The sequence below is a fragment of the Pragia fontium genome, assembly GCF_900638655.1.
Classification (GTDB): Bacteria; Pseudomonadota; Gammaproteobacteria; order Enterobacterales; family Enterobacteriaceae; genus Pragia; species Pragia fontium.
Window position 1 is genome coordinate 1292853 of sequence record NZ_LR134531.1, and the last position, 25574, is coordinate 1318426.

A 25574-nucleotide genomic window follows, 5' to 3' on the forward strand; every position below is an offset into this window, starting at 1 on the left:
ATGTCCAATTTTGACTTAACAAAATTGAATGCGCTGACGGCTGAAGAGCAAAAGGCTGAACTGGCATCAGTGAATCGGCATTTGGAATCGCTGTCTGCGAATCAGCGTGTGATATGGGGGCTGGAGAATTTACCGGAAAATCAGGTTCTGTCTTCCAGCTTTGGCATTCAGGCGGCGGTTTGTCTGCATTTAGTCAACCGCCAGCGACCCGGGATTCCGGTGATTTTAACCGACACGGGCTATCTGTTTCCGGAGACCTATCAGTTTATTGATAGCCTGACTGAACAACTTGGCTTAAATCTTAAGGTTTATCGTTCCCCTTATTCGCCAAACTGGCAGGAAGCGCGCTACGGCAAATTATGGGAACAGGGCGTTGACGGTATTGAACGTTATAATCAATTGAATAAAGTCGAGCCGATGAATCGGGCATTGGCCGAATTGGGGGCTCAAACCTGGTTTGCTGGTCTACGCCGTGAACAGTCCGGTAGCCGCGCGGCCTTGCCGGTGTTAGCGATTCAGCGAGGCGTTTTTAAGCTGTTGCCGATTATCGACTGGGACAATCGACAGGTTTACCAGTATCTGACGGAGAATGGTCTAAGCTACCATCCTTTGTGGGAACAGGGGTATTTGTCGGTAGGGGACACTCATACGACCCGCAAATGGCAGCCGGGCATGAGTGAAGAAGAGACGCGTTTTTTTGGATTGAAGCGGGAATGTGGGTTGCATGAGGGATAATGTTGCGGACTATTTCGCATATTTATTCAATGAGATAGATTGTTGGATAATTATCGGTTAGCGTCGTTTCATTATTTCAATTCGATCTAAAGGATATTCCAAACGCTATGGATAAAATAATGGCAGCTTTACATCTTCGTCTGAATCAACCATGCTATATGTCATTAGCACGTGTGATTCACAAGGGTGAGAATATGTCAGTAACCCATGCCAAAACAACTAAAAAGACAGTGAGTGTCACTTTAGATCCCGATTTATATCAACGGGCTCGCGATATGGGCATTAACCTCTCAGCATTATTAACTCAGGCCGTTGAGCAGCAATTGCAGGCGGCATCAAGGGCTCAGTGGCAACGAGATAATCAGCAGGCAATGGAAGAGCTCAATCGTATTACTGAACGGTGTGGGCTGCTCTCTGATGAATATCGAGCGTTTTAACGATGCAATATGCCGTTTATCGTCATGCTGGAAACAGTAAAGATTATCCCTATTTATTGAATATACAGAGCGACTTAATTGGTGCGCTTAATACTCGGTTAGTCATTCCACTTTTTCCACTAAATCGATTTACAGGAAACAGACCGCAACATCTGTGTCCTGTACTCCACATTGAAAATAGTGATTTTTTAGTGATGACCCATGAAATGGCCAGCGTAAGACAAACGATGCTTGGTGAAGTTGTTTGTCACGTTGATCATCACAGGGACGAGATTAAAGCGGCGATTGATTTTTTAATTGATGGCTTTTGATTGTTCAGGGTAAATTTTAAATTAATCTGTCTATCGTCCTAATGCTTGTCAGTTAAGCTTAATGACAGCGCTCAATATAAAGGTCAAAAGAAAGGTCAAAAGATAAAACTTACCGATCGCATTTTCTTAACTGACTGGCATTAGTCTATCGTCCGCCTTTTCGGCGTAAATATTCAATCATTTCGTTTAATAAATGGCTGAGCGTTTTGCCCGTTATCACCGTTTTTCGGCAAAATAAGCCATAAGAAGCGGTGACGTGCGCTAAATACAGGCTTTTCCTTCTTTCTATTCCATTCAGCTATATCAAATTCCTTTTCATCATTTCATTCGTTATCAGTGAGTCACTATAGTCAGGTTATTACTTTGTTAATTGCCTGAAGGTTAACGTGGACTATTTACCGATATTTGCTGATTTAAAACATCGCCCAGTGCTGGTTGTTGGCGGCGGAGAGATAGCCGCTCGTAAAATCGGGCTCTTACTCAGTGCTGGAGCAGAGGTATTTGTGGTAGCAAAATCTCTCGGCAATGAAGTGAGCCAATGGCACTTAACGCAGCGCATTCACTGGCTGGCTCAGTCGTTTGAGGTTAGCCAGCTTGATGACATTTTCCTGGTGGTTGCCGCGACCAATGATTCCACGCTAAATGCCAGAGTCTTTCAAGCAGCCAATCAGCGCCGTCGGTTAATCAATATTGTCGATGATCCGGCGCGTTGTTCATTTATTTTCCCTTCAATTATCGACCGTTCACCGTTGGTGGTAGCGGTGTCATCTGGTGGTAAAGCGCCGGTATTAGCCCGTTTACTGCGTGAGAAGTTGGAGGCGTTACTGCCCACCAGTTTAGGTAAAGTGGCACAGATTGCCGGTAACTGGCGCGGTCAGGTTAAGCAACATTTGAAAACGCTGGGTGAACGGCGTGGTTTCTGGGAGCGGGTTTTCACCGGACGTTTTGCGGCTTTAGTGGCGGCCAATCGCATTGATGATGCCGAGAAAGAATTAGAGCAGCAGCTTTATCACGCTGATGAACGTACCGGTGATGTCACGCTGGTCGGCGCGGGGCCGGGGGATGCTGGGCTATTAACATTGCGCGGTTTACAGGCTATTCAGCAGGCCGATGTGGTATTGCATGATGCGCTGGTAACTGAGGAGATTCTTGAACTGGTACGCCGCGATGCTCAGCTTATCAGCGTAGGTAAACGTGCAGGAGCGCATTCTGTTGCTCAAGAGGAAACCAATCGACTGTTGGTTGAATTAGCGCAGCAGGGTAAGAAAGTGGTGAGGCTAAAAGGCGGCGATCCGTTTATTTTCGGTCGGGGCGGTGAAGAACTGGAAGTTTTGGCTGACGCCGGTATTCCTTTTCAAGTCGTGCCGGGAATTACCGCCGCGGCAGGGGTGACGGCTTATGCAGGTATTCCACTCACTCATCGCGATCGGGCACAAAGTGTGACTTTTATCACTGGTCACTGTAAACCGGGAACGGATGGCCTTAACTGGTCACAGTTAGCGCAGGGTCATCAAACGCTGGCAATTTATATGGGCACGGTGAAAGCCAGTGAAATTCAACAGCAGTTAATACGCCATGGGCGAGCAGCATCAACGCCGATTGCGGTGATTGGTCGTGGGACTCGTGCCGATCAACAGGTGTTAAGTGGCACATTACAGCAATTAGATGAGTTGGCTAAACAGGCTCCGACACCAGCATTGCTGGTGATTGGCGAAGTGGCTGCATTACATCACAAGCTTAAGTGGTTTGGTGAATCGGTATCACAAACACCGCAGGATAACCTGACGCTATGGCCGTCAGTGGTCAATCTGGCCTGATGGCCCTTAGACAGAGAATCGAGGTATTGAACGTGGACGAGAAACGACTGACACATTTGCGTCAATTGGAAGCAGAAAGTATTCATATTATTCGCGAGGTTGCTGCTGAGTTTGCCAACCCGGTGATGCTTTATTCCATCGGTAAAGATTCATCGGTAATGCTGCATCTGGCGCGTAAAGCTTTTTACCCCGGTAACCTACCATTCCCGCTATTGCATGTGGATACCGGCTGGAAATTTCAGGAAATGTACCAGTTCCGCGATCGTACCGCAGAAGCATTTGGCTGCGAGCTGTTGGTACATCGAAATCCGGAAGGTATCGCGATGGGAATTAATCCGTTTGTCCACGGTAGCGCCAAACATACCGATATTATGAAAACCGAGGGCTTAAAACAGGCGCTGAATAAATATGGTTTTGATGCAGCCTTTGGCGGTGCGCGGCGTGATGAAGAGAAGTCGCGAGCTAAAGAGCGCATCTATTCCTTCCGCGATCGTGCCCATCGTTGGGACCCGAAAAATCAGCGTCCTGAGTTATGGCATAACTATAACGGTCAGGTGAATAAAGGCGAGAGCATCCGGGTATTTCCCCTTTCTAACTGGACTGAACTGGATATCTGGCAATATATTTTTCTGGAAAATATTGACATCGTACCGCTGTATCTGGCGAAAGAGCGGCCAATTTTGGAGCGTGACGGTATGTTAATGATGATTGATGACAATCGAATTGACCTGCAACCGGGGGAAGTGATTGTGAAGCGTAAAGTCCGTTTCAGAACGCTGGGCTGCTGGCCGCTAACCGGGGCGGTGGAGTCACAGGCAGAAACCCTGCCGGAAATTATCGAAGAAATGCTGGTTTCCACGACCAGTGAACGTCAGGGGCGGGTGATTGACCGCGATCAGTCAGGTTCGATGGAACTGAAGAAACGTCAGGGTTATTTCTGAGGAATATATTATGAATACCGTTATCGATCGTCCGTCCTCTATTAACGATGCAATGTCGCGACAAATTGCCGAGCAGGGCGGCGTTGAAGCCTATTTGTATGCCCAACAAAACAAAAGCCTGCTGCGTTTTCTGACCTGCGGTAGCGTGGATGATGGCAAAAGTACGCTTATTGGCAGATTGCTGCACGATACCCACCAAATTTATCAAGATCAGCTCACAACGCTGCATAGTGATAGCAAACGAATTGGTACCGCTGGCGAAAAATTGGATCTGGCACTGTTGGTGGATGGCTTACAGGCTGAGCGCGAACAAGGGATAACCATTGACGTTGCTTATCGCTATTTTTCGACGGAAAAGCGCAAGTTTATTATTGCTGACACCCCGGGGCATGAACAATACACCCGCAATATGGCCACTGGCGCATCAACCTGTGATTTGGCTATTTTGTTAATTGATGCGCGGAAAGGCGTATTGGATCAAACTCGCCGTCACAGTTTTATTTCCACGTTATTGGGGATTCGCCATCTGGTGGTGGCGATTAATAAAATGGATCTGGTGGATTATAGCCAGAAGGTGTTTGAGCAAATTCGTACTGATTATCTGGCATTTGCCCGTCAGCTTCCGGAAAACATTGATATTCAGTTTGTACCGCTTTCTGCATTGGATGGTGACAATGTGGCGATATCGACGGCCAATATGCCTTGGTATCGTGGAGCAACGCTGTTAGATATTTTGGAAACGGTGAATATTGTTAGCGATCGACAGCATCAACCGCTGCGTTTCCCGGTTCAATATGTTAATCGCCCTAATCTTGATTTTCGTGGTTATGCCGGAACTTTGTCATCAGGCGTTGTAGAAGTAGGTCAAGGGATCAAGGTCTTGCCTTCCGGAGTGACCAGTAAAGTTAAAGCCATTGTCACGTTTGATGGCGATCTGCAACGGGCTTATCCGGGGGAGGCTATTACGCTGGTGCTGGAGGATGAAATTGATATCAGCCGCGGCGACCTGTTGGTGGCTGATGATGATAACAGTTTACAGCCGACATATGGCGCAACGCTGGACGTGGTATGGATGGCGGAGCAGCCGCTTCAGGCCGGTCAACGCTATGACATAAAAGTCGCGGGTAAAAAGAGCCGACTCAGTATTAAAAAAGTATTGCATCAGCGCGACATCAATTCGCTGGAACAGCGTCAAAGCGATAGCTTACCCCTTAATGGAATTGGCGTGGTGGAGGTGGTATTTGATGAACCTCTGATTTTTGATCGATACCAAACCAATCAGGAGACCGGCAGCTTTATTTTTATTGACCGACTCAGCAATGTCACCGTTGGTGCCGGTCTGGTTAAGGCAACTGAAAGTGAACAACATCACTCACAGGTTTCTGGATTCAATAATGAGTTTGAACGTGAGCTGCATGCGTTAATTACTCGTCATTATCCGCACTGGGATATTACGGTAAAAGGCTGAGTCTTGATGGAAAATAATATTGTTTGGCATCAGCATCCGGTTACCCGCCACGAGCGAGAAAAGGTGAACGGGCACGGCTCAGCGGTACTGTGGTTAACTGGCCTTTCTGGCTCGGGGAAATCTTCGGTAGCCGGGGCACTGGAACAGGCATTGCATCAGCGAGGTATACATACCTATTTGTTGGATGGGGATAATGTTCGTCACGGTCTGTGTCAGGACTTAGGCTTTGCCGATCGCGACCGGCGCGAGAATATCAGGCGAGTGGGTGAAGTGGCCGGATTAATGATGGATGCCGGATTGTTGGTGATCACGGCGTTTATCTCTCCTTATCGGCAGGATCGAGAGGATGTGGCTTTGCGTTTGCCTGCCGGGCACTTTATTGAGGTGTTTGTTGATACGCCAATCGCCGTGTGTGAACAACGCGATCCAAAAGGTTTGTACAAGAAGGCCAGAGCAGGGGAGATTAAGCAGTTTACCGGTGTTGATTTACCCTATGAGGCACCGTTAAAGCCGGATGTGCATCTCAACGGTACGCTACCGATTGCTCAGTTGGTGGAACAGCTAATTTTAATGCTGCAAAGCCGGAAAATTATTGCGGCGTAGCGTTGATCGTTTCTATTTGGTAATGCCCCTAAAAATTTAGGGGCATTATCGTCAATTACCAGTGATATTTAAATCCGATATTTCCTCTTACGCCATTCTCTTTACCGCGATCGTTATTGAGAGAATGGGTATATCGGCTATCAATATACATATAAGCAGTTTTACCGATCGGTAGTTGTAATCCACCACCAATTTCACCGAATGAACGAGGGGCTTTGTCTTTGATTGAATCAGTACCGATTTTAGTGCTGTGATCGGTATTGACGAAATCATGTATCAAATTACCGACGAAGTAGACGGTGTTAGTTTTTAGTTCTGGCGTTCCTGCATTATAGGCTAAACGGAAACCAGCACGACCCCTTAAACCTTGTCGATCTTTTTGGTCAACGTTCACATCATGTTCAGTTTTGAAATCACTGAATGTTCTGTACTGATAAGTCAGTTGTGCTTGAGGTTCAATCAGCCACTGACTGGCAGCAATCGTATAAGGTTGTCCCACTTCTGCTGACAGAGCGACACCATAAGCGTCATTGGACGATTTGGAGTCTCGATTAGAGCGGTACTGATTATGGGAATAATCGAGGTTCCCCACTAAATCCAGATAACTACCAGATTGGCTGTAGTAGGTGGTATAGGCACCGAAGGCTATGGTGTCCGTTTGTCCCGTACCGGTACGCTGATTTTTTTCAGCATACTGGCCGCTGGTGGTATCAAAAAATACCGCACGACGGTCATTAAACTTCAGTTGGTCTTTGGCATAGGTCAGCATCACACCAGAATGCTGTCTTGAGCCATTCTCCGGGTTATCGTCGATGTCAAAGTCATAGCCAAATCGAACACCCCACATTTTAGAGCGATAGCCGTAACGATCTTGGCCGTCAACGCGTTCTAGATTACCCAGCATTTTGCCCCATACCTGACCATTGTTATGGCTGAGTTGACCTTGAGAACCATCATCCCAAGAGAAGGTTTGTTGTTCGCCGATGCGTTCATGCAGCGTACCGATCAGGCGATATCCCATCTCCATATTGGCGCGTGGCATCAGCGTAAATCCTGGAACCTCAGGTTTAGTCGGGCTAACGTCATTTGGCGTTACCGGTGGAGTTGGTTCTGGCTCAGGATCGGGTTTTGGGTCTGGATCCGGTTTTGGCTCTGGCTCAGGATCAGGCTCAGGTTCTGGATCCGGTGCGACTATTTTAGGGAGGTACCAGGCATAGCTATTGTCATCTTTTTGTACCAAGAGCGCCTGTCCGGCACCCAGCGTATCGGCAAAACCATAAAAGGCATTGGCACCCATTTGATGGTTACCAACGTTCACGACGGTAACGGAATATTTATCGTCATCATCATTGTCACGGGTGACGTTGCCGATAATACCGTTTTTAGTTTGTACCTGAGTGTATCCGCTGGCGGTACCGGCGATATCCAATAAGTCAGAAGAGGAATGATCGTTATCCCAAACGGTATTTACGATTAATCGTCCATTATTCGCGATATTCTTGACGCTATCGCCAGAATAGTTTCCGGTAACCGTCAACGTGTTGTACTGATTATTATCGCTGGTCAGATCAATAATTGAGTTAGCAAAGTTGGATAAATTCGAGACTTTGGATGATGACAGCATTTTCCAGTTGGCTGCGGTCAACTGCATATCAACAACGCTTTGTTTTGTAAAATCGACATTACCAACCAGATGTGTTCCACCGTCTGCGATTAGGCTGACATAGGTTGGTATGGTATTACCGGTAAAGTCATAGGCTTCAGCATAAATTAACCGCCCATTATCGGCGACTAATGATGAACCATTGGTTAAGTGAACATAAGCATCCACACCTTTTACATATAATCCATAACCATCATTGCTGGTGACCGCAGTATTACTCAGCGTAATATCGGAGCGATACTGATTGAGTGGCGTTGAATTATATTGGTTGATGGCCGCAATACCTGCGGCTCCCTTGCCTGATGCTGTAACAACGCTATCTGACAGAGAGATCCTGCTTTGCCGATCGTTATAAGCTGTTTTGGCAGATAATATGGCATGACTGTTGTCACCTGACGTGGTTGCGACAAGGTTATTGGCATCAATAGATGCCTCATTGGTTGCTTCTAAAGCGTAAGCGTTATTGCCGCGGGTACTAATCGTCGCATGGTTTATACCAACATGGCCTGTTTTACCGGAGAAAACAGCGGCAGCATTATTACCGATGGTGGCGATATTAACCTGTTCCGCAGCTATTTCTGCTTCTGAATACAGGGCATGAGCATCGTTACCGGCAGTGGAAATATCACTGTTTTTTACCGTAATGTTGCCATTACTTTTAATGGCAAAGGATTTGTCGGTATCAGTTTTGATGGAGGTCTTGAATAAAGAGATGGCAGAACTGTCATTCATGGCCGATACACCATGCTGTTCTATGCCTTTTGAGTAAAATGATCCCCCTTCAATAATGATGTTTGAAAATGCTTTACCATTAATCAGGGAAAAATTCTTTGTGGCTTCATAATCATTGCGAATAGCGCTAGATTCAGCGTGCACGTTATTAAGTTTAACCGTTGCAACTTCCTGCGCACCGGTTCCTTCAGCCAGTACAATAGCCCCTTCATCAAGAATGATCTTACCGCCATTGATGCTGGTATTGCCGCTTTGGTTTGCTCTCACAGCGACATTGACGTTGCCGGTGACCTCGAGGTCGGTCATATTGATCACGCCGCCACGATTGGCTTCAACCGCCGATTTTCCATGGGCGACGTAAATATGAGTATCGTCTAGCGTTAACGTTGAAGTGGTATTGGCTGAATTGCTGGCGGCATAAATCGCAGCCCATGATTGGACTGGGCCATCCATATTAATAATGTTATGGGCGCCGGATAAGTTTGAGTTGTTTTCCAGAATAATCCCATAATTCCCAATACTATCTATTTGGGTGCCATCGACGGTAATGGTGGCGCCTGCTGTTCCAGAGATAGCGTATGTGCCTACATTAAGCCGACTGTTAGTGATGGTGGTCACTGAATTGCTACCAATAGCTTTAATTCCTCCTGACCGATACGTCCCGGTGGTGAAATCAACGTTTGATAAGTTCAAACGACCATTGGTATTGGATATCAAGGTTGATGAACCATCGCCGAGCGCGGTAATCGACGATCCAGTTAGCGTTAAGCTACCGTTAGTGAGTGAAACGCCATTTCCTGGGCCACTTATCGCGATGGAGACATCATCACCACCGGTAACTGTGGTATTGGTGCCGGTAATTTTTACTGCAGACTGACTTTGTAACGTAGTGTCTAGCTCATACTGGCCGGTAAGCTGTGCCGTGCCATTAGATATCGTTGCTGTTTTGGCATTAACGATAAGAGGAAACGCGCTAATGTGAGATAAGAAGATAATACACAATGATTTTGAATACTTTTTAAAAGTCATTGGCTTAATACGTTGTTTGCGTTCCATGATTTAATACCATTCCATATCGGTTATAGATATTGGACGATGTGGGTAAAATAATGACACCACATAATATGAGTAACTATTAACCTGTGTTACGACGGCTAATCTTAGCTATTTGGTTACTCATTAAGATAACTGTCGTCCAATATTCTGGTTGGGGTAAAATACCCGTGAACACTGATATCCTTGTGTTATAGATTGCTATTCTACTAGAAAATTGAATGTAAAAAAACCTGCTTTTAATAGGTTTTGGCAATCGGTGATAAAATGATAATTATTGTTGTTGATAGGAATTCGAAAAAATATTATTAATCAATATAATAAATTAAAGCGGTGGAAATGATTAAATTTTTATTTTTTTGTAAATGTATTTTTTAATTATTTAATTTTTTATGATTTGTTCTTAATAAAAAACTGGAGGGGTTGGAATAATGTTATATGAAATGTTAAAGGTGTGTTACTTGAGGCGGTGTAGCATAGGTTAGTTGAGGGGGGCAGAATAAATTAATTTTAATCCTGTGGTTTTAATTGTGTCGTTGCCTATTTGGAATCTGTATCGTTTACTATTTCAATGATGACTTGAACCATTTCCTCGAAAAATACGCTGATGTGACAGCGTATCAAGTAGGCACTGGTAAAGCTGCCTACTTAATTACAGTGGGATATTTATTCCTGCCGTCAGCTCTCAGGCATGGCAGAAGAATGATGAGTGGATATTTTCCAGTGGCTACCGTCCCAGGCATAAGTGAAGGTATATCGCGCTGAAACCGAGGTCTTATCTGCAAAAGTGAAAGTGTATGTGCCAGTATCTATGGCTTTATTACAGCCAAGACGTATTGTTCGGCTATCGATTTTTCCGACCGGTCTTTTTTCCAGAAAATGCTCAAAATAATCAATACGTTCAGCTTCAGTCAGGCGCACTTTATTCGAGACGGTAGGGAGTAAGACGGCATCACTGAGATAATTATCAGTCACTTTCTTTGCATCCCCTGTTTGTAGAGCGCTGTTCCATTGTTCGAATAATTGTTCAATTTTAGTCTGATCGACTTTAACGCAGTCAGGAACCGTTGTGGCTAAAGCAGAACCAGAAATGAATACCAGTGAACCAACGACTCCAAGCAACTTTTTCATATCTATTCCTTTTCCTCTCATTAAGCGTGTTTTCTCTTATTAGGACTATCATTATTGATTGGTGTAAGCAATTGATTATTAATATAATTAACTTTTCTTATTATCTTATTAAATAACCTTATAAAATATATGGTTATTTAGTGTTTTATTTGAGTGAGGTGACACTTAAAAGAAAACGTTCAACGCTTATTCAGGTAGTGTTTTTTGTCGATTCTTTGTAGTGGGGCTTGTTATTTAATGGTCGAGCATGGCAAATGTTGTGTGAGGGAGACTTAATTATCGTCTCCATTGAGGGTATACTTTTTAGCCATTTTAATCCGTTTGTCGCGTGGTTTTTCCGCATCGGATTGTGAACATCAATTTGGCTAATAGGACAATGATGAAAGACTGGAATCCTGAACTCTATTTGCAATTTGAAGCGGAAAGAACGCGCCCGGCTCGTGAGTTGTTATCGCGTATTGTTCATCAGCAGGCCAATTATATTAGCGATCTGGGCTGTGGCCCGGGTAACAGTACTGAGCTGTTGCATAATGCTTACCCTGAGGCACGGGTTACTGGCGTAGACAGTTCACAGGCGATGCTTGAACAGGCAAAGCAGCGTTTGCCGGCTTGTCAGTTTCAACAGGCCGATATTGGTCACTGGAGACCGGAGAATCCGCAGGATATTATTTATGCGAATGCTTCCCTGCAATGGGTACCCAACCATAATCAACTGATGCTTCATCTGTTACGGCAACTGGTCCCCGGCGGTGTGCTGGCTTTTCAGGTACCGGATAACCTTGATCAGCCATCCCATGCGTTAATGCGTAAAGTGGCAAGTGAGGGAACGTGGTCCGCTAAATATAGCCAGCAGCGATATCACGATAAAGTGTTGCTGACGACGGAAGGCTACTATGATTTGTTGGCCGAGGCAGGTTGTCAGGTGGATATCTGGCGCACTACCTTTTATCACGTCATGCCGTCGGTGGCCGCTATTGTCGAGTGGGTGAAGTCAACGGGGTTGCGCCCATTTTTGGCTCCGCTGGATGAAACTGAACAGCAGGCATTTTTACAACATTATTTAGCAGAACTGGAGAAGGTTTATTTACTGCGATCTGATGGTCAGGTACTGCTGGCTTTTCCTCGTTTATTTGTGGTTGCGACTAAGCCATAGTTTTTGTTCTAGCCTAGCGATAACTTGTCATCTATCTCAGGCTAGAAGTTTTACTCCCCCGTTATTGAACATTTTCCTGCCTAATCGAAGCCTTAGTCTGAATAGTGCTGGTAATAAATCAGCATTCCATTATTGATTTATTATCTGTCATTAGTGATTTTAAATTCATTTTCATGATGATGTTGTAGCAAATGATAAATTAAGGTGAACAGAAAAGATTTTATTACCCAGTGTATTGGTCCATCTTTTTTCAAAAATAGATAGGTTATTTATTTTTAAGCGGATTGCATCAAGATGAATATGCTGCCTTTATCATGAAAACCAGTTTTTTTGTGAGCTTGTTAACGTTTTTATTTTGATGGCAAAGTGTTCTAAAGCGTTGCTAAACATTGACAGCGATGTATTTAATCCTGCATAACTATTGGCTTGATTGATTTAATGCGATGGGATGTCAGGGGGAAATTTGCCACAACCACGATGTTATTTACTGGGAGAAAGTGCGGTTGTTTTGGAATTTGAATCACCCATTTTATTAGCAACTCAGCAGCGTATTTGGCAGTTGAATGCCCGTTTACGTGATAATGCGGATATTTTAGAAACGATTCCGGGCATGAATAATCTGACCGTATTGTTACGCGATCCACGTCGCACCGCAGCAGGTGCGGTGACGTTTTTACTTAATCTTTGGCAGGAAAGCCAAATGCTGATTCCTGAATCGCGTAAAGTTGATATACCAGTGACCTACGGTGGCGATGAGGGACCGGATTTAGCGGTGATTGCACAACATACCGGAATGACACCTCGCCAAGTAGTGGAGTGTCATTCTTCTGCCAGCTATGTGGTGTACTTTCTCGGATTTCAGCCGGGTTTTCCCTATATGGCGGGGTTAGATAAAGCGCTGGAAACACCGCGTCGAGCAGAACCAAGAATTCGAGTACCGGCGGGGTCGGTTGGTATTGGTGGTGCACAAACAGGCATTTATCCGCTGGCAACGCCGGGTGGCTGGCAACTGCTGGGGCGGACTGCTTTGACGCTGTTTGATCCTCAAGCCAAGTCTCCCACCTTGCTGTTACCCGGTGATGAAGTGCGTTTTGTACCGCAACCGGAGGGCGTATGTTAAGAGTGATTCGAGCTGGTATGCATACATCCATTCAGGATGGTGGCCGAAATGGCTATCGTCAGTTAGGCATTAGCTTGGGTGGGGTATTGGATCAACCGGCCATGAAGATTGCGAATTTGCTGCTGGCCAACCCTCCAGAGGCGGCGGTGTTGGAAATCACGCTGGGGCAGTTTGTTGCCGAGTTTACCCGGGCAGGGTGGATTGCGCTGACCGGCGCTGACTGTCGTGCTGAATTGGATGGTCAACCGATATGGACCGGGTGGCGTTTTCCTGTACGGGCGGGGCAGCAATTGAAATTGAATGCGCCGCGTTACGGTATGCGCAGTTATTTGGCGGTAAGCGGCGGTTTTCAGGTAGCAGAGATTCTGCATTCATCGAGTACCGATTTAAAAGCCGGTTTCGGTGGGTTAGAGGGGCGACTATTGCGTGATGGCGATGTGCTGGAGGCCGGAACGCCTCAGCGTAAACTGACCCGATCCCGTGGCGTAAAACAACTGCTATTTGCCAATCGGTTACGGGCTTTGCCTGGGCCGGAATATGACCAGTTCGCGGTTGATTCTCAACAGGCATTTTGGCAGGTGTCCTGGACGTTAAGCCCACAAAGTAACCGGATGGGTTATCGGTTACAAGGCGGGGAGTTAAAACGCACGGTTTCTACTGAGATGCTGTCCCATGGTTTATTACCGGGGGTAGTGCAAGTTCCTCATAACGGTCAACCTATCGTCTTAATGGCTGATGCGCAAACGACCGGCGGTTATCCGCGTATGGCTTGCGTGATTGATGCCGATTTGTTTCATCTGGCACAAATCCGCTTGGGTGAACCATTACATTTTGTTCAGTGCTCGCTGGATGAAGCGTTAGAAGCTCGATATCACCAACAGCAGTATTTGCAACAGCTGGCATGGAGGTTAAATGAAGATTGATTTAAATGCCGATCTCGGCGAAGGGATGGATAACGATCGTGAACTGTTGCAGTTGGTGAGCTCAGCCAATATCGCCTGCGGTTTCCACGCCGGTGATGCGCAGACCATGCTGAGAACTGTTCGTTGGGCAATGGAGTTCAATGTGGCTATTGGGGCTCACCCCAGTTTTCCCGATAGAGAGAACTTTGGCCGTACCGCGATGCAGCTACCGGTAGAGACTGTCTATGCCCAAACGCTGTATCAAATAGGTGCACTGGCGGCAATAGTGACATCTCAAGGGGGACGATTAGCCCACGTAAAACCTCACGGTATGTTGTACAACCAGGCCGCTAAAGATCCGGCGCTGGCGGATGCGATCGCTCGGGCAGTGAAAGATAGCGACCCGACATTACGTTTGATGGGCTTGGCCAATAGTGAGCTGGTGCGTGCCGGTGAACGTTATGGCTTATCTATCCGGCAGGAAGTGTTTGCCGATCGAGCCTATCAGCGAGATGGTTCATTAGTACCACGCAGTCAACCCGGCGCGGTGATTGACAGTGATGAGGCAGCGTTGGCTCAAACGTTAACAATGGTACAACGTGGCGAAGTTTGCAGCCTTGATGGTTCTTGGATAAACGTTCAGGCTGATACGGTTTGCCTGCATGGTGATGGTGCGCATGCATTGACTTTTGCCCGACGTCTGCGCGAGAGCTTTCTACAACACAACATCGATATCACTGCCGCTTAAAGGCGATAGTGCATTCCCGATAGTTAAATCATAAAAACAATAACAGACCGCTAAAACGGCGGCGTTAGATCTATTTCAGACAGGAGACAGGTATGGAGCAAGTGGTGAATTTATGGCCGCTTATCGGCATTGTGGCTATCGTGATTGGGTTTCTATTGAGGTTTAACCCAGTATTGGTGGTGATTATTGCCGGTATCATTACTGGCGTTGCTGCTTTTATGTCAATTGGGGATATTCTGGAAAAACTGGGATCGGGTTTTCTGAGTACGCGTAATTTACCGCTGATTTTATTATTACCGCTGGCAGTTATCGGCCTGCTGGAGCGTCATGGCTTAAAAGAACGGGCACAGGAATGGATTGCTCATATTAAAACCGCGACGGCAGGGCGCTTATTGATTGTTTATCTGTTTGTGCGTGAAGCAGCCGCTGCATTGGGGCTAACCAGTTTGGGGGGGCATCCGCAAATGGTCAGGCCGCTTTTGGCACCGATGGCTGAAGGTGCAACTGAAAATCGCTATGGCGAATTGCCGGACGATGTTCGCTATCGTTTGCGAGCTATGTCAGCGGCAACGGATAACGTTGGGCTGTTTTTTGGTGAGGATATTTTTGTTGCTTTCGGTGCCATTATCTTTATGCATAACTTTATGCTGGAGTCCGGCGGTATTCAAACTGAACCATTGCATATTGCGCTCTGGGGAATTCCCACCGCAGTTTGTGCTTTCCTGATTCACTCTTTTCGCCTGATTCGTTTGGATAAACGTATTGCCAGAGAACTGTCCGGTTTAAATAAAAGTGCATTGCAGAATCGGGAGGGGGCGTAATGTTTCAGCAACAATATCTTTATTGGTTCGCCGGCGTCATTCTGCTGATAGTGGCTTTGATGTCCTTACGTGACAGAGCTAATCCGCGTCGTTTTGCTACCGCACTATTTTGGGGATTGTACGGACTGGTTTTTTTGGTTGGCGATTGGACCTACACTTTAATGAGTTCATTGACGGATAGCCAGAGTGGCACCCGGATATTAAATATTAGCGTGGGCGTCATTGTGGTTGTGATGGCGCTGATTGCTGGATTGGGTGGCGTTCGTTTGGGAAGTTACCATCAACGTGCGCCGGAGCAACGCAAACAGAGTGCGGCTCGCTTGGGGAATCGTTTGTTTCTGCCAGCGCTGGCTATTCCAGTCGTGACGGTGATTGGCGTGTTGCTGTTCAACAATATCCCCGGTTTACCGCAAATCATGTTTGGTGAGGGCAATCACTCAACGCTGGTCACGCTATTCTCCATGGCCGTTGGTTGTCTGGTTGGATGGCTGGTCGCACTGCGTTTGACCCATGAAAAACCGGCGCAGTCGGTTCAGGAGGCGCGTCGTCTGCTGGATGCTATTGGTTGGGCTTTCATTCTGCCGCAGATTCTTGCCACGTTAGGTTTACTGTTTACCACTGCGGGTGTTGGGGTGGCGATTTCTTATTTGACGGAACATTACTTAGCTGTTGATAATCGATTTATTGCGGTGCTGATTTATGCAGTAGGTATGGCGCTGTTAACTATGGTGATGGGTAACGCCTTCGCGGCATTTCCTATCGTGACCGCAGGTATCGGTATTCCGATTTTGGTATTGATGCACGGCGGAAATCCAGCAGTAATGGCGGCTATTGGTATGTTCTCCGGTTATTGTGGTACGTTAATGACACCCATGGCGGCCAACTATAATATTGTGCCGGCGGCGTTGTTGGAGCTTCCTGACCGAAATGCGGTGATTAAGGTACAGGTTCCAACAGGATTGGCACTATTAACGGTGAACGTTTTTCTGCTCTATTTCCTGATGTTTTAATAACTGAGGTGATTTTATGGCTAGCGTATTAATAACCGGAATTGAACCCTTTGATGGTGAACATATTAACCCTTCTTGGGAGGTTGTTCGCCAACTTAATGGCGTATATATCGCTAATACGCTGGTTGTTGCACGCCAGTTACCTTGTGAGTTTGGGCACGCATTGGATAAGCTGTATCAGGCAATCGATGAGTTGGAACCCACGCTGGTTATCTGCGTAGGTCAGGCTGGTGGGCGTGCAGAGGTTTCGATAGAACGGGTAGCGATTAATATTAATGATGCGCGCATTCCAGATAATCAGGGCTATCAACCGATTGATGTCCCGATTATTGAACAGGGGCCGGCTGCCTATTTTTCTACTTTGCCAATTAAAGCGCTGGTTCAGGGGCTACGGGATGAGGGTATTCCTGCCAGCGTCTCTCAAACGGCGGGAACCTATGTTTGTAACCATATAATGTATGGTTTATTGCATCACTTGAAAAAACAGGGTTCACCGGCGCGCGGTGGTTTTATTCATATTCCTTATTTACCTGAACAAGCGGTTAATCACTCAGGGGCACCCAGCATGTCAGCATCGACCTTAGTCAAGGCAATGGAGAAGATAATTGCTGTGTCGATCACAACACTGAAAGATTTGGTGGTCAGCGCGGGTGCAACCCATTAAATTCAGTTAGCGGAACAAGTGCCGATATCTACTATTGTTATCTGAATCAGGCCGGAGAAATTACCGGCCTGATTATCGATTGATTACCGCTTACTAATTTGGTCAAAGGTTCCGTCGGTTGAGAAGTGGGTTTGCTGTGCTTTTTGCCAACCGCCGAAAATGCGGTCAACGGTAAATAAGGTTAACGGCGGAAAGGTGGAGGCAAACGCTTTTTGTACTTCCGGATCCCGTGGTCGATAGTAGTTTTTAGCCGCGATGGTTTGCCCCTGTTTAGAGTAGAGATATTTCAGGTAAGCTTCTGATACTTCGCGAGTACCGTTTTTATCAACGACGCTATCCACCACAGCGACAGTAGGCTCAGCTAAAATGGAAATGCTTGGGGTGATAATTTCAAACTGATCTTTTCCCAGTTGGTCAATAGCCAGTAAGGCTTCATTTTCCCAAGCGATCAACACATCGCCAATGCCTCTTTCAACGAAGGTGGTGGTGGAACCTCGGGCGCCAGTATCCAGTACTTGGACGTTGTTATATAAGGCTTTAACAAATTCTTGTGCTTTAGCCTGATCGTTATTGTTATGCTGTAATGCATAACCCCAGGCAGCCAGATAGTTCCAGCGCGCACCGCCGGAGGTTTTAGGGTTTGGCGTGACGACGTTAAGACCCGGTTTGATTAAATCATTCCAGTCGTGAATTTGTTTTGGGTTACCTTTGCGTACCAGAAAAACGATGGTTGAGGTATAAGGGGCGGAGTTATCCGGTAGGCGGTTTATCCAGTTTTTATCCAGCTTGCCGCGCTCGGCAATGGCATCAATATCATAAGCTAAAGCTAACGTTACAATATCGGCAGAAATGCCATTAATCACTGATGAAGCCTGTTTTCCCGATCCGCCATGGGATTGTTTAATGATAATGTTGTCACCAGTTTTTTCATGCCAGTAGCTGGAAAATGCTTTATTGTACTGTTGGTACAATTCCCGTGTTGGGTCATAGGAAACGTTTAGCAGTTGAATATCTTTTGCTGCGGCGCTAGCCGTAGTTAGTAACAGTAGAACGCCGATTTTCCAATTACGCATATATACTCACCTTATTCTAATCTGATTAAAATAGTTAACGCAGTGAGATTGCCAGAAAAGCGTTCTAAGTAATAAAGAATAAAAAGATACTTTTTATGTTAATAAGTAATATATCATTTGTTTACTTTTAGCCTACGGGGTAACAAGGCCAAGTTTCAATTTTATAGGGATACAGTAATGAAAGGATGTCTAAAGTATTGGCGCTATCTGGTGCTGATTGTGGTTGTGGTGGCTGGCTTTTTTATCTGGCAATGGTATTCACTGAAAAAAGAGGCCGAAGTTGCCTTTAATCAAAATTCGGTGGTGGCCCAATATCTGGGTAAGGTTAGCGTTGAAACAATTGGTTTGAGCGCGTTTGCGGCACAGTGTCAGGTGGGATGTGAACACTATTTGGTTAAACTTCGGGGAGATAAAGCCAGTGCTATTGCGGTGGCTGATTTAACTAAAGGGAGCACCGAGCTTTCTTATGCCATTATGTGTTTGGATAATGGCGAAAATATTGCCCTTACCAGAGATGCTGAGCTGATTGTGGATAACAGTCGTGAAAGCTCTTGCCAATAATTTTATGTTTCAATCAGAGATTATTCGATGAAAAGATTAACTTTATTGTCCACTGCTTTTTTATTGGCGTTGAGTTTAAATGTTTCAGCAGAAGAACTGGACTGTAATAATGTAATCACAACTCCGGATATTAATGCTTGTGCTCAGATGGAATTAGATAAAGTTGAGAAACAGCTCAATCAGACTTATCAAAAAGTAATGGCATTAATTAATAAGCCGGATGAGGAAAGTATTCCTTATGCGGAAGTAAAAAGAAATTTGTTAGAAAGCCAAAGAGCCTGGGTAACCTTTAGAAAAAAGGATTGTGATGCGCTTTATGCGCTCTACTCAGGAGGAACGATACGTGGAGTGGTGTATTTAGGCTGTATGCGTGAACATGCGGTAAAGAGAACGGAAGACTTGAAAGGCTATATTGCCTATTTTGAGTGATAATGTTTTCTCTGTGGCTTGAGTCAGGACGTTTTGCCGCGCAGTTTCTATACCTTTGCGGCTGGTTTAATCCATTGTCGCCTAAGGACTAGGTAGAGGTAATATTATGAATATCAGTCAGGTCGCAGAAAAAACCGGTTTAACCAGCAAAGCGATTCGCTTTTATGAAGAGAAGGGGTTGATTACCCCGCCGAGTCGCTCACTCAACGGTTATCGTCAGTATAATCCAAAGAATGTGGAAGAGCTGACGCTGTTAAGGCAAGCGCGCTTGGTTGGCTTTACGTTGGAAGAGTGTAAAGAGCTGCTGGCGTTGTTTCATAATGCTGACCGTCGCAGTGCGGATGTTAAAGCCCGCACGCTGGAAAAAATTAGCGATATCGATCGTCATATTTCGGAACTGACGCAAATGCGTGGAAAGTTAGTTGAGCTGGTGGCGCTTTGTCCGGGAGATGATGGGGCAGAATGTCCGATCATGGATAGCTTTACCGGCTGCTGTCATCAGGTTGACGAGAGTCATCAATAAAATTGCCGGCTGTTGGTGCCGGCAATTCAATGTGATGTTTACGCTTTACCTTATTGGTGTTTGCTGGAATGTACCGGCTTCACAATCAGCGTAATACTTTCTACCGCAGTAATGCGAATTTCCGTTCCCGCCGGCAGATCTTCGGTACACTGAACCCGCCAACTACCATCGGCCAGATTGATTCGACCAATACCGTGAACAATGGGTTCAGTCAGTACCATTTTTTGGCCGATTAATAATTGATTTGGCTGGTTGAGATGGCTATGTTCGCTAACGGTGCGAGTTTTCAGCCAATACCACCAAATAACGGCGGTGATCAATGTGAGGATAGCAAAGTTCACCCATTGCCAGCTCCAGTCCATAGGAACCAACCAAGTAACTACCCCAATAATAATGGCCGATATACCACTCCAGAGCAGATAGCCATAAGTACCGAGCAGCTCGGCCGCCAGCAACAGGCCGCCGAATATTAGCCAGAAGCGGTACGGATAAGCGATCAGATCCTCAATGATATCCATTATTTCTTGTTCTCACCTTTAATCAGTTCAGTAATACCGGCAATGCTGCCCATCAGGTTGCTCGCTTCTAATGGCATCATAATGACTTTACTGTTTTCTGCTGAACCAATGGCTTGTAGCGCATCAGTATATTTCTGTGCCACAAAGTAGTTAATCGCTTGAATATTACCAACGGAGATGGCTTCAGATACCATTTGGGTGGCTTTAGCTTCGGCTTCTGCCGCACGTTCACGAGCTTCAGCCTGTAGGAACGCGGCCTGTCTTTCACCTTCAGCCTTTAGAATTTCAGATTGTTTCTGGCCTTCAGCGCGTAAAATAGCGGCCTGACGGATACCTTCGGCTTCCAGAATATCGGCACGCTTGGTACGCTCGGCTTTCATTTGCGCGTTCATTGAGGAGATCAGCTCTGCCGGTGGGCGAATATCACGAATCTCAATACGGGTAATTTTAATTCCCCATTGATTAGTCGCTTCATCAACCACTTGCAACAGACGAGTATTAATGTGGTCGCGCTGGGAGAGCATTTCATCCAGCTCCATAGAGCCCAGAACAGTACGGATATTGGTCATGGTGAGGTTCAGGATCGCCATTTCCAGATTACTGACCTGATAGGCGGCCAGCGCTGAATCTCTGACCTGAATAAAGCAAACGGCATCGATGGTAACGTTGGCGTTATCTTTGGAGATGATTTCTTGAGAAGGGATATCCAGAACCTGTTCCATCACGTTGATTTTACGACCCACGCGATCCATAAATGGAATAATCAGGTTAAGACCGGGCATCAGGGTTTTGGTGTAGCGACCAAAACGCTCAATCGTCCACTGAAATCCTTGGGGAACAACTTTGATTCCGGCAAACAGTACGAAAAGAACCAGAAGAACCAAAATTGCAATAGCAATAGCTGGCGTTGACATAGCATCATCCTTTAAAGGTATTTATATCCAGTTTACTTGAAACCTGACATTAAGACAGCTTAAAAGGCATGATAGCTGATGTTTCGCCAGCGTTTGGTTTATTCCGGGTTGAACAGAATACCGGTATTATCCGGGCTTAATGGCGCAGCACGGCCGTTCTTTAAGGTACAGTTGGTTTGCCATTTGCGTTCAAAGATGGCACTTTTGCTCTCTCTGGCGCTGATGTTCAGTGACGTACCTTTTTCCAGAATAAATGGAAAATACTTGCCATTGTCCATTCTTGAGTTTTCTGGGCGCAGATGACCGCAGAGAATACGCTGATCGTCTTTACCGAATACGGTAATGTCACTGTAACGCAAGACCACCTCATCCTCAGAATCCGGCTTGGTTAAAAACAGGCGCGCGGTTTTGGACTGGATAGTTTCCAGCGCTGTGATGGTCCATTGAGCATCGTCTTCAGTAAATAGCGCTGCGCTAGGTGTTGTGACTTCTTCAGCGGATTCATCAATATTTTCATCCACCTCTTGGTCGTCAACTGAGGCCGGCTCTTGATCCTGCGGCGGTTCTTTTTCCGCTGTAGATTGAGAGGTTTTAGTGGGAGCAGATTCCGTTTGCTTGTTGCTTTCTGTTTTGAATCCATGACAGCCGGTAATTATCAGGCTCAGTAGGGCAATAGTGAATAAGTTATGACGGATTTTCATTTCAATTCTTTTCTTGATTAAAATAGTTAACAACCGAAATAGTATAGCATTTTTATTGTTATTCTCCTCCTGCACAAACGCGATTTTATTGTGGTTGATTTGTAACCAGATGAAAATCAGCCAGTTAATAATCGAAAAAAGACTATTAATAATATTTTTTCCTGATATAGTTAAAAGGTTTGGCCGCACTCTAGATAAAAATCAACAAATATATTTTGTTTCCTACGCCTTTGGTTTTATGACCAATCAGGTGGGTGTATTGCTACGCCTAAAATACGGCGAACAATGCGTTGGAGAGAGATGGGTTTTATTTATTGATTATATAAATCAATATGTTGTCTTGAGTTGGTAGTAAGGTGATTTTGCCGATAATAATTAAAAGCTAAATTAAGGTGGGGATGGTTGTGACCAAAGAGACGATAAATCTAACCGAGAATCAAAAAGTTCTGGTAGTTGAAGAGGCAAAAAGAAGGAAGTATGCCTATAAAGCGGTGATTGCTTCAACCGTGGGTTATGCAATGGATGGTTTTGATTTACTGATTCTTGGTTTTATTTTAAATGCCGTTGCCCTTGGCTTAGGGTTGACCACCAGTGAAGCGGGCTCTTTAGTCACCTGGACGCTGGTGGGTGCCGTGGTTGGTGGTTTATTTTTTGGCGTACTGAGTGATTATTACGGGCGAGTCAAGGTACTAACCTGGTCAATCGTGCTATTTGCTGGCTTTACCGGCATGTGTGCACTGGCTCAGGGCTATTGGGATTTACTGGTCTACCGTACCATTGCGGGTATCGGTTTAGGTGGTGAGTTTGGTATCGGTATGGCGTTGGCCGCAGAAGCCTGTCGGCCTAATGAACGCGCGAGGATGTCCTCCTATGTTGGTCTGGGATGGCAAGCAGGGGTTTTAGCCGCCGCACTGTTAACGCCAGTGTTATTACCGGTTATCGGTTGGCGGGGAATGTTTGCCGTTGGTGTGATTCCTGCGTTGGCTTCATTTGTTATTCGCCACTATATCGGCGAACCCGAAATTTTCGTTAAGAAAAGCAAAGAAAAGCGCAAAGGAAATCCTTTTAAAGCCTTGGTGGCAGATACCGAAACCATCAAAGCCAGTATTGGCATATCCATCCTCACTTCAGTACAGAATTTCGGTTATTACGGCATTATGATTTGGATGCCGTCCTATTTGAGTCAACAATTCAATTATTCACTCACCAAGTCAGCCATGTGGACCGCAGTCACGGTGGTCGGTATGGGCTTTGGTATCTGGCTATTTGGCCAACTGGCGGATCGCTATGGCCGTCGCCCGATCTTTCTGGTGTATCAGGTGGGTGCCGCGTTAATGGTGTTGGGATATTCCCAACTGACCGATCAGTATAGTCTGCTGATTGGCGGAGCTGTTATGGGGATGTTCGTTAACGGTATGATGGGCGGTTATGGGGCGTTAATTTCTGAAGTCTACCCAACGGAAGCTCGTGCCACGGCGCAGAACGTTCTGTTTAATATCGGTCGGGGTATCGGCGGTTTAGGGCCTTTGGTCGTAGGTATGGTGGTATCGATGTATTCTTTCCAACTGGCTATTGCCATGCTGGCATCGTTATATGTGTTGGATATTCTGGCGACCTTATTCTTAATACCGGAAAAGGCAGGGAAACCCTTAGAGTAATCGGTAACCGAATAAAAAAGAGCGCCCATGCGCTCTTTTTTATTGGGGCAAGACGAGAATTAAAGGAAGAACGAGATCCCGGTGAAAACCGGGATCTCGTTCTTAGGCCAAATACCATCAGTTAGTTATAACCTGACGTCTGGCTCTTCCCGAGCAACACTCATTAATACAGCATTGAATATAGCTGGCGTCTGAACTTCGCCGCTAATGCATCACCGGTTCCCAGAGCGGCAAGAATATCCAACAGGGTTTTCTTCGCGTTACCGTCTGCGGCATCAAGGCTGCGTTTCAGATGTGTCATCAGCAGCGTTAATGCTTCTTCATTGCGTCCTACGGTATGTAGTTGTAGCGCTAGTTGGACGGCTAATTCGGCATTGTCTGGTTCAGCGTCAACCTGCTGCTGTAGCTGTTGAATCTCTGGGGTATCAGCCGCCTGTTTTAATAGTTCAATCTGCGCCACCAAACCTTGATAGCGAGTATCGCGGTCCTGTAGCGGGATTGTTGCCAGAACAGCTTCAGCATCTTCGCTACGGGTCAGGGCAATTTGGGTTTCGGCCAGTAATAAACCAATATCACTGCGCTGATTGCTTATCTGCCAGGCTTCTTTCAACAGAGGCAAGGCATCAATATATTTGCCTTCACGCATTAACTCTTCGGCCTGAGCCGCTTTCAATTCCTCTTCCTTAGGCAGGAAGCGGTTTAATAGTTCGCGGATAGCTTCTTCCGGCTGGGGGCCTTGAAAACCATCAGCGGGTTGGCCGTCTTTAAACAGGTAAACGGTAGGAATAGCGCGGATACCAAACTGAGAGGCGACCATTTGCTGCTCGTCACAGTCGATTTTAGCTAAGACAAATTTTCCGTTATATTCCGCGACCAGTTTAGCTAACAGTGGATCCAGTTCCTGGCAGTGTTGACTGCGGGCAGACCAAAAGTAGAATAGAACCGGAGCCTGGGACGACTGTTCCAGTACCTGTTGAAAGTTGGATTCGGTCACATCAACAATAAAATTAGCGTTCATCACAAGTTCTCTTTTATCAGCTTCTTATAGCATTATGTTAGGTATATGTGGGTTTATTTCACCGACTTCAACCTTACACTAACCTTTATTCCTTAAAATTTTATCCATTAAACGGTCTGGTAAGAAGCGTTTACAGATAGCCATAACTTTAGTGACCAGCGTGACCCGATAGCGAATTTTGGCTTGGCGGCTTTCCAAAGCATGTCGAACAATGGGGATTAATGCTTCGGGTGGCAGGGTAAAACGTTTGGCAATTGGCGGGTTTTTTACCAGATTATCACTTTGGGTTTGGTTAACGTTGTTGGTAAACGAGGTGCTGATAGGGCCTGGTTCAATCAAGCTAACCTGAACCCCGGTGCCATCAAGCTCAAGGCGTAAGGCATCGGACCAGGCTTCAAGGGCATATTTACTGGCGGCATACAAACCACGACCTGGCGTTGATATAATGCCCATAACCGAACTGGTTTGGATAATTCGGCCCGTTCCCTGTTTAATCATGGCGGGCAGCAGCAGCATGGTCAGCTCATGAGCACCAAACAGGTTAGTTGAGAATTGTCGTTCAAACTGCTGACGTGAAATCGTCTCTAATCGCCCATAAACACCAAACCCACCGTTGTTGAATAGGGCATAAAGTTGACCGTTAGTCATGGCTAAGACTTCAGCCGCAGCCTGTTGAATACTGTCGCTGTCATCCAAATCAAGGCGAACAACTTCAAAGCCTTTTTGTTGCAGTATGGCTACATCTTCTGGTTTGCGGCAGGTCGCAATAACCCGATAGCCTCGCTGTTGAAGATCGGTCGCGGTGACTAAGCCAATGCCGCTAGAACAGCCGGTGATTAAAATCGCCTTTTGCATAACTTTACATTCTCC

26 protein-coding genes are annotated in these 25574 nt (G+C 45.9%); 18 read left to right on the plus strand and 8 right to left on the minus strand.

What is annotated here, in order from left to right:
• From EL341_RS05440 to cysC, 7 genes are all read left to right on the plus strand, one after another.
• Complete coding sequence (locus tag EL341_RS05440) at window positions 1-735, plus strand: phosphoadenylyl-sulfate reductase (RefSeq protein ID WP_047780463.1); 735 nt, start codon at window positions 1-3, stop codon at window positions 733-735.
• Window positions 736-854: 119 nt separating this feature from the next.
• Window positions 855-1172 (plus strand): type II toxin-antitoxin system CcdA family antitoxin, encoded by a 318-nt coding sequence (locus EL341_RS05445; RefSeq protein ID WP_373876060.1) that lies wholly within the window; start codon window positions 855-857, stop codon window positions 1170-1172.
• Between the two features lie 2 nt (window positions 1173-1174).
• Window positions 1175-1483, plus strand: a complete 309-nt coding sequence (locus EL341_RS05450; protein ID WP_074820802.1) for a CcdB family protein — start codon at window positions 1175-1177, stop codon at window positions 1481-1483.
• Window positions 1484-1869: 386 nt separating this feature from the next.
• Window positions 1870-3300, plus strand: coding sequence for a siroheme synthase CysG (gene cysG / locus EL341_RS05455; RefSeq protein WP_074820806.1), 1431 nt, complete (start codon window positions 1870-1872; stop codon window positions 3298-3300).
• A gap of 32 nt (window positions 3301-3332) precedes the next feature.
• Entirely contained in the window at window positions 3333-4241 is a 909-nt protein-coding gene (cysD, locus tag EL341_RS05460; RefSeq protein WP_047782550.1) for a sulfate adenylyltransferase subunit CysD, read from the plus strand.
• Between the two features lie 10 nt (window positions 4242-4251).
• The gene (gene cysN / locus EL341_RS05465) at window positions 4252-5709 is read left to right on the plus strand and encodes a sulfate adenylyltransferase subunit CysN (protein ID WP_373994767.1); all 1458 of its coding nucleotides are present in this window, start codon (window positions 4252-4254) and stop codon (window positions 5707-5709) included.
• A 6-nt stretch (window positions 5710-5715) separates the two neighbouring features.
• Window positions 5716-6312: an adenylyl-sulfate kinase gene (gene cysC / locus EL341_RS05470; protein ID WP_074820808.1), complete on the plus strand. Its 597-nt coding sequence runs from the start codon at window positions 5716-5718 to the stop codon at window positions 6310-6312.
• 55 nt (window positions 6313-6367) lie between these two features.
• Here the strand turns inward: cysC and EL341_RS05475 are convergent, their stop codons facing one another.
• Window positions 6368-9763: an autotransporter outer membrane beta-barrel domain-containing protein gene (locus tag EL341_RS05475; protein WP_074820811.1), complete on the minus strand. Its 3396-nt coding sequence runs from the start codon at window positions 9761-9763 to the stop codon at window positions 6368-6370.
• A 675-nt stretch (window positions 9764-10438) separates the two neighbouring features.
• On the minus strand, window positions 10439-10891 hold the full coding sequence (locus tag EL341_RS05480; RefSeq protein WP_047780468.1) for an SgcJ/EcaC family oxidoreductase: 453 nt from the start codon (window positions 10889-10891) through the stop codon (window positions 10439-10441).
• 379 nt (window positions 10892-11270) lie between these two features.
• Between EL341_RS05480 and tam the strand changes: the two genes are divergently transcribed.
• The 7 genes from tam (at window position 11271) to pcp (ending at window position 17309) form a co-directional block, all read left to right on the plus strand.
• The gene (gene tam, locus EL341_RS05485; protein ID WP_126468239.1) at window positions 11271-12044 is read left to right on the plus strand and encodes a trans-aconitate 2-methyltransferase; all 774 of its coding nucleotides are present in this window, start codon (window positions 11271-11273) and stop codon (window positions 12042-12044) included.
• Window positions 12045-12507: 463 nt separating this feature from the next.
• Window positions 12508-13164 (plus strand): 5-oxoprolinase subunit PxpB, encoded by a 657-nt coding sequence (gene pxpB, locus EL341_RS05490; RefSeq protein ID WP_047782552.1) that lies wholly within the window; start codon window positions 12508-12510, stop codon window positions 13162-13164.
• Complete coding sequence (gene pxpC, locus EL341_RS05495; protein WP_047780470.1) at window positions 13158-14087, plus strand: 5-oxoprolinase subunit PxpC; 930 nt, start codon at window positions 13158-13160, stop codon at window positions 14085-14087. The genes pxpB and pxpC overlap by 7 nt, the downstream gene beginning before the upstream one ends.
• Window positions 14077-14814, plus strand: coding sequence for a 5-oxoprolinase subunit PxpA (gene pxpA / locus EL341_RS05500; protein ID WP_047780471.1), 738 nt, complete (start codon window positions 14077-14079; stop codon window positions 14812-14814). The genes pxpC and pxpA overlap by 11 nt, the downstream gene beginning before the upstream one ends.
• 92 nt (window positions 14815-14906) lie before the next feature.
• Window positions 14907-15635 carry a DUF969 domain-containing protein gene (locus tag EL341_RS05505; RefSeq protein WP_047780472.1) on the plus strand — a complete coding sequence of 243 codons (729 nt, stop codon included), beginning with the start codon at window positions 14907-14909 and terminating at the stop codon, window positions 15633-15635.
• The gene (locus EL341_RS05510) at window positions 15635-16645 is read left to right on the plus strand and encodes a DUF979 domain-containing protein (RefSeq protein WP_126467217.1); all 1011 of its coding nucleotides are present in this window, start codon (window positions 15635-15637) and stop codon (window positions 16643-16645) included. The genes EL341_RS05505 and EL341_RS05510 overlap by 1 nt, the downstream gene beginning before the upstream one ends.
• A gap of 16 nt (window positions 16646-16661) precedes the next feature.
• Window positions 16662-17309 (plus strand): pyroglutamyl-peptidase I, encoded by a 648-nt coding sequence (gene pcp, locus EL341_RS05515; protein WP_074820818.1) that lies wholly within the window; start codon window positions 16662-16664, stop codon window positions 17307-17309.
• A gap of 83 nt (window positions 17310-17392) precedes the next feature.
• Here the strand turns inward: pcp and EL341_RS05520 are convergent, their stop codons facing one another.
• Window positions 17393-18382: a sulfate ABC transporter substrate-binding protein gene (locus EL341_RS05520; RefSeq protein ID WP_126467219.1), complete on the minus strand. Its 990-nt coding sequence runs from the start codon at window positions 18380-18382 to the stop codon at window positions 17393-17395.
• Window positions 18383-18559: 177 nt separating this feature from the next.
• Between EL341_RS05520 and EL341_RS05525 the strand changes: the two genes are divergently transcribed.
• From EL341_RS05525 to cueR, 3 genes are all read left to right on the plus strand, one after another.
• Window positions 18560-18943: a hypothetical protein gene (locus EL341_RS05525; RefSeq protein ID WP_126467221.1), complete on the plus strand. Its 384-nt coding sequence runs from the start codon at window positions 18560-18562 to the stop codon at window positions 18941-18943.
• Between the two features lie 27 nt (window positions 18944-18970).
• Window positions 18971-19372 carry a lysozyme inhibitor LprI family protein gene (locus EL341_RS05530; RefSeq protein WP_047780477.1) on the plus strand — a complete coding sequence of 134 codons (402 nt, stop codon included), beginning with the start codon at window positions 18971-18973 and terminating at the stop codon, window positions 19370-19372.
• A 106-nt stretch (window positions 19373-19478) separates the two neighbouring features.
• Window positions 19479-19895, plus strand: coding sequence for a Cu(I)-responsive transcriptional regulator (cueR, locus tag EL341_RS05535; RefSeq protein WP_047780478.1), 417 nt, complete (start codon window positions 19479-19481; stop codon window positions 19893-19895).
• A 50-nt stretch (window positions 19896-19945) separates the two neighbouring features.
• On the opposite strand, the gene EL341_RS05540 is transcribed toward cueR, so the two are convergent.
• The 3 genes from EL341_RS05540 to EL341_RS05550 all read right to left on the minus strand — a co-directional run bounded on the left by EL341_RS05540 (window position 19946) and on the right by EL341_RS05550 (window position 22028).
• Window positions 19946-20413 carry an NfeD family protein gene (locus EL341_RS05540; protein WP_047780479.1) on the minus strand — a complete coding sequence of 156 codons (468 nt, stop codon included), beginning with the start codon at window positions 20411-20413 and terminating at the stop codon, window positions 19946-19948.
• Window positions 20413-21327 carry an SPFH domain-containing protein gene (locus tag EL341_RS05545; RefSeq protein ID WP_047780480.1) on the minus strand — a complete coding sequence of 305 codons (915 nt, stop codon included), beginning with the start codon at window positions 21325-21327 and terminating at the stop codon, window positions 20413-20415. The genes EL341_RS05540 and EL341_RS05545 overlap by 1 nt, the downstream gene beginning before the upstream one ends.
• Window positions 21328-21425: 98 nt before the next feature.
• The gene (locus EL341_RS05550) at window positions 21426-22028 is read right to left on the minus strand and encodes a hypothetical protein (RefSeq protein WP_126467223.1); all 603 of its coding nucleotides are present in this window, start codon (window positions 22026-22028) and stop codon (window positions 21426-21428) included.
• A 518-nt stretch (window positions 22029-22546) separates the two neighbouring features.
• On the opposite strand from EL341_RS05550, the gene EL341_RS05555 reads away from it, so the two are divergent.
• Entirely contained in the window at window positions 22547-23686 is a 1140-nt protein-coding gene (locus tag EL341_RS05555; RefSeq protein ID WP_047782553.1) for an MFS transporter, read from the plus strand.
• A 163-nt stretch (window positions 23687-23849) separates the two neighbouring features.
• Here the strand turns inward: EL341_RS05555 and EL341_RS05560 are convergent, their stop codons facing one another.
• The gene (locus EL341_RS05560; RefSeq protein WP_074820834.1) at window positions 23850-24704 is read right to left on the minus strand and encodes a co-chaperone YbbN; all 855 of its coding nucleotides are present in this window, start codon (window positions 24702-24704) and stop codon (window positions 23850-23852) included.
• 78 nt (window positions 24705-24782) lie between these two features.
• On the minus strand, window positions 24783-25559 hold the full coding sequence (locus EL341_RS05565; RefSeq protein WP_074820837.1) for an SDR family oxidoreductase: 777 nt from the start codon (window positions 25557-25559) through the stop codon (window positions 24783-24785).
• Window positions 25560-25574: the final 15 nt, after the last annotated feature.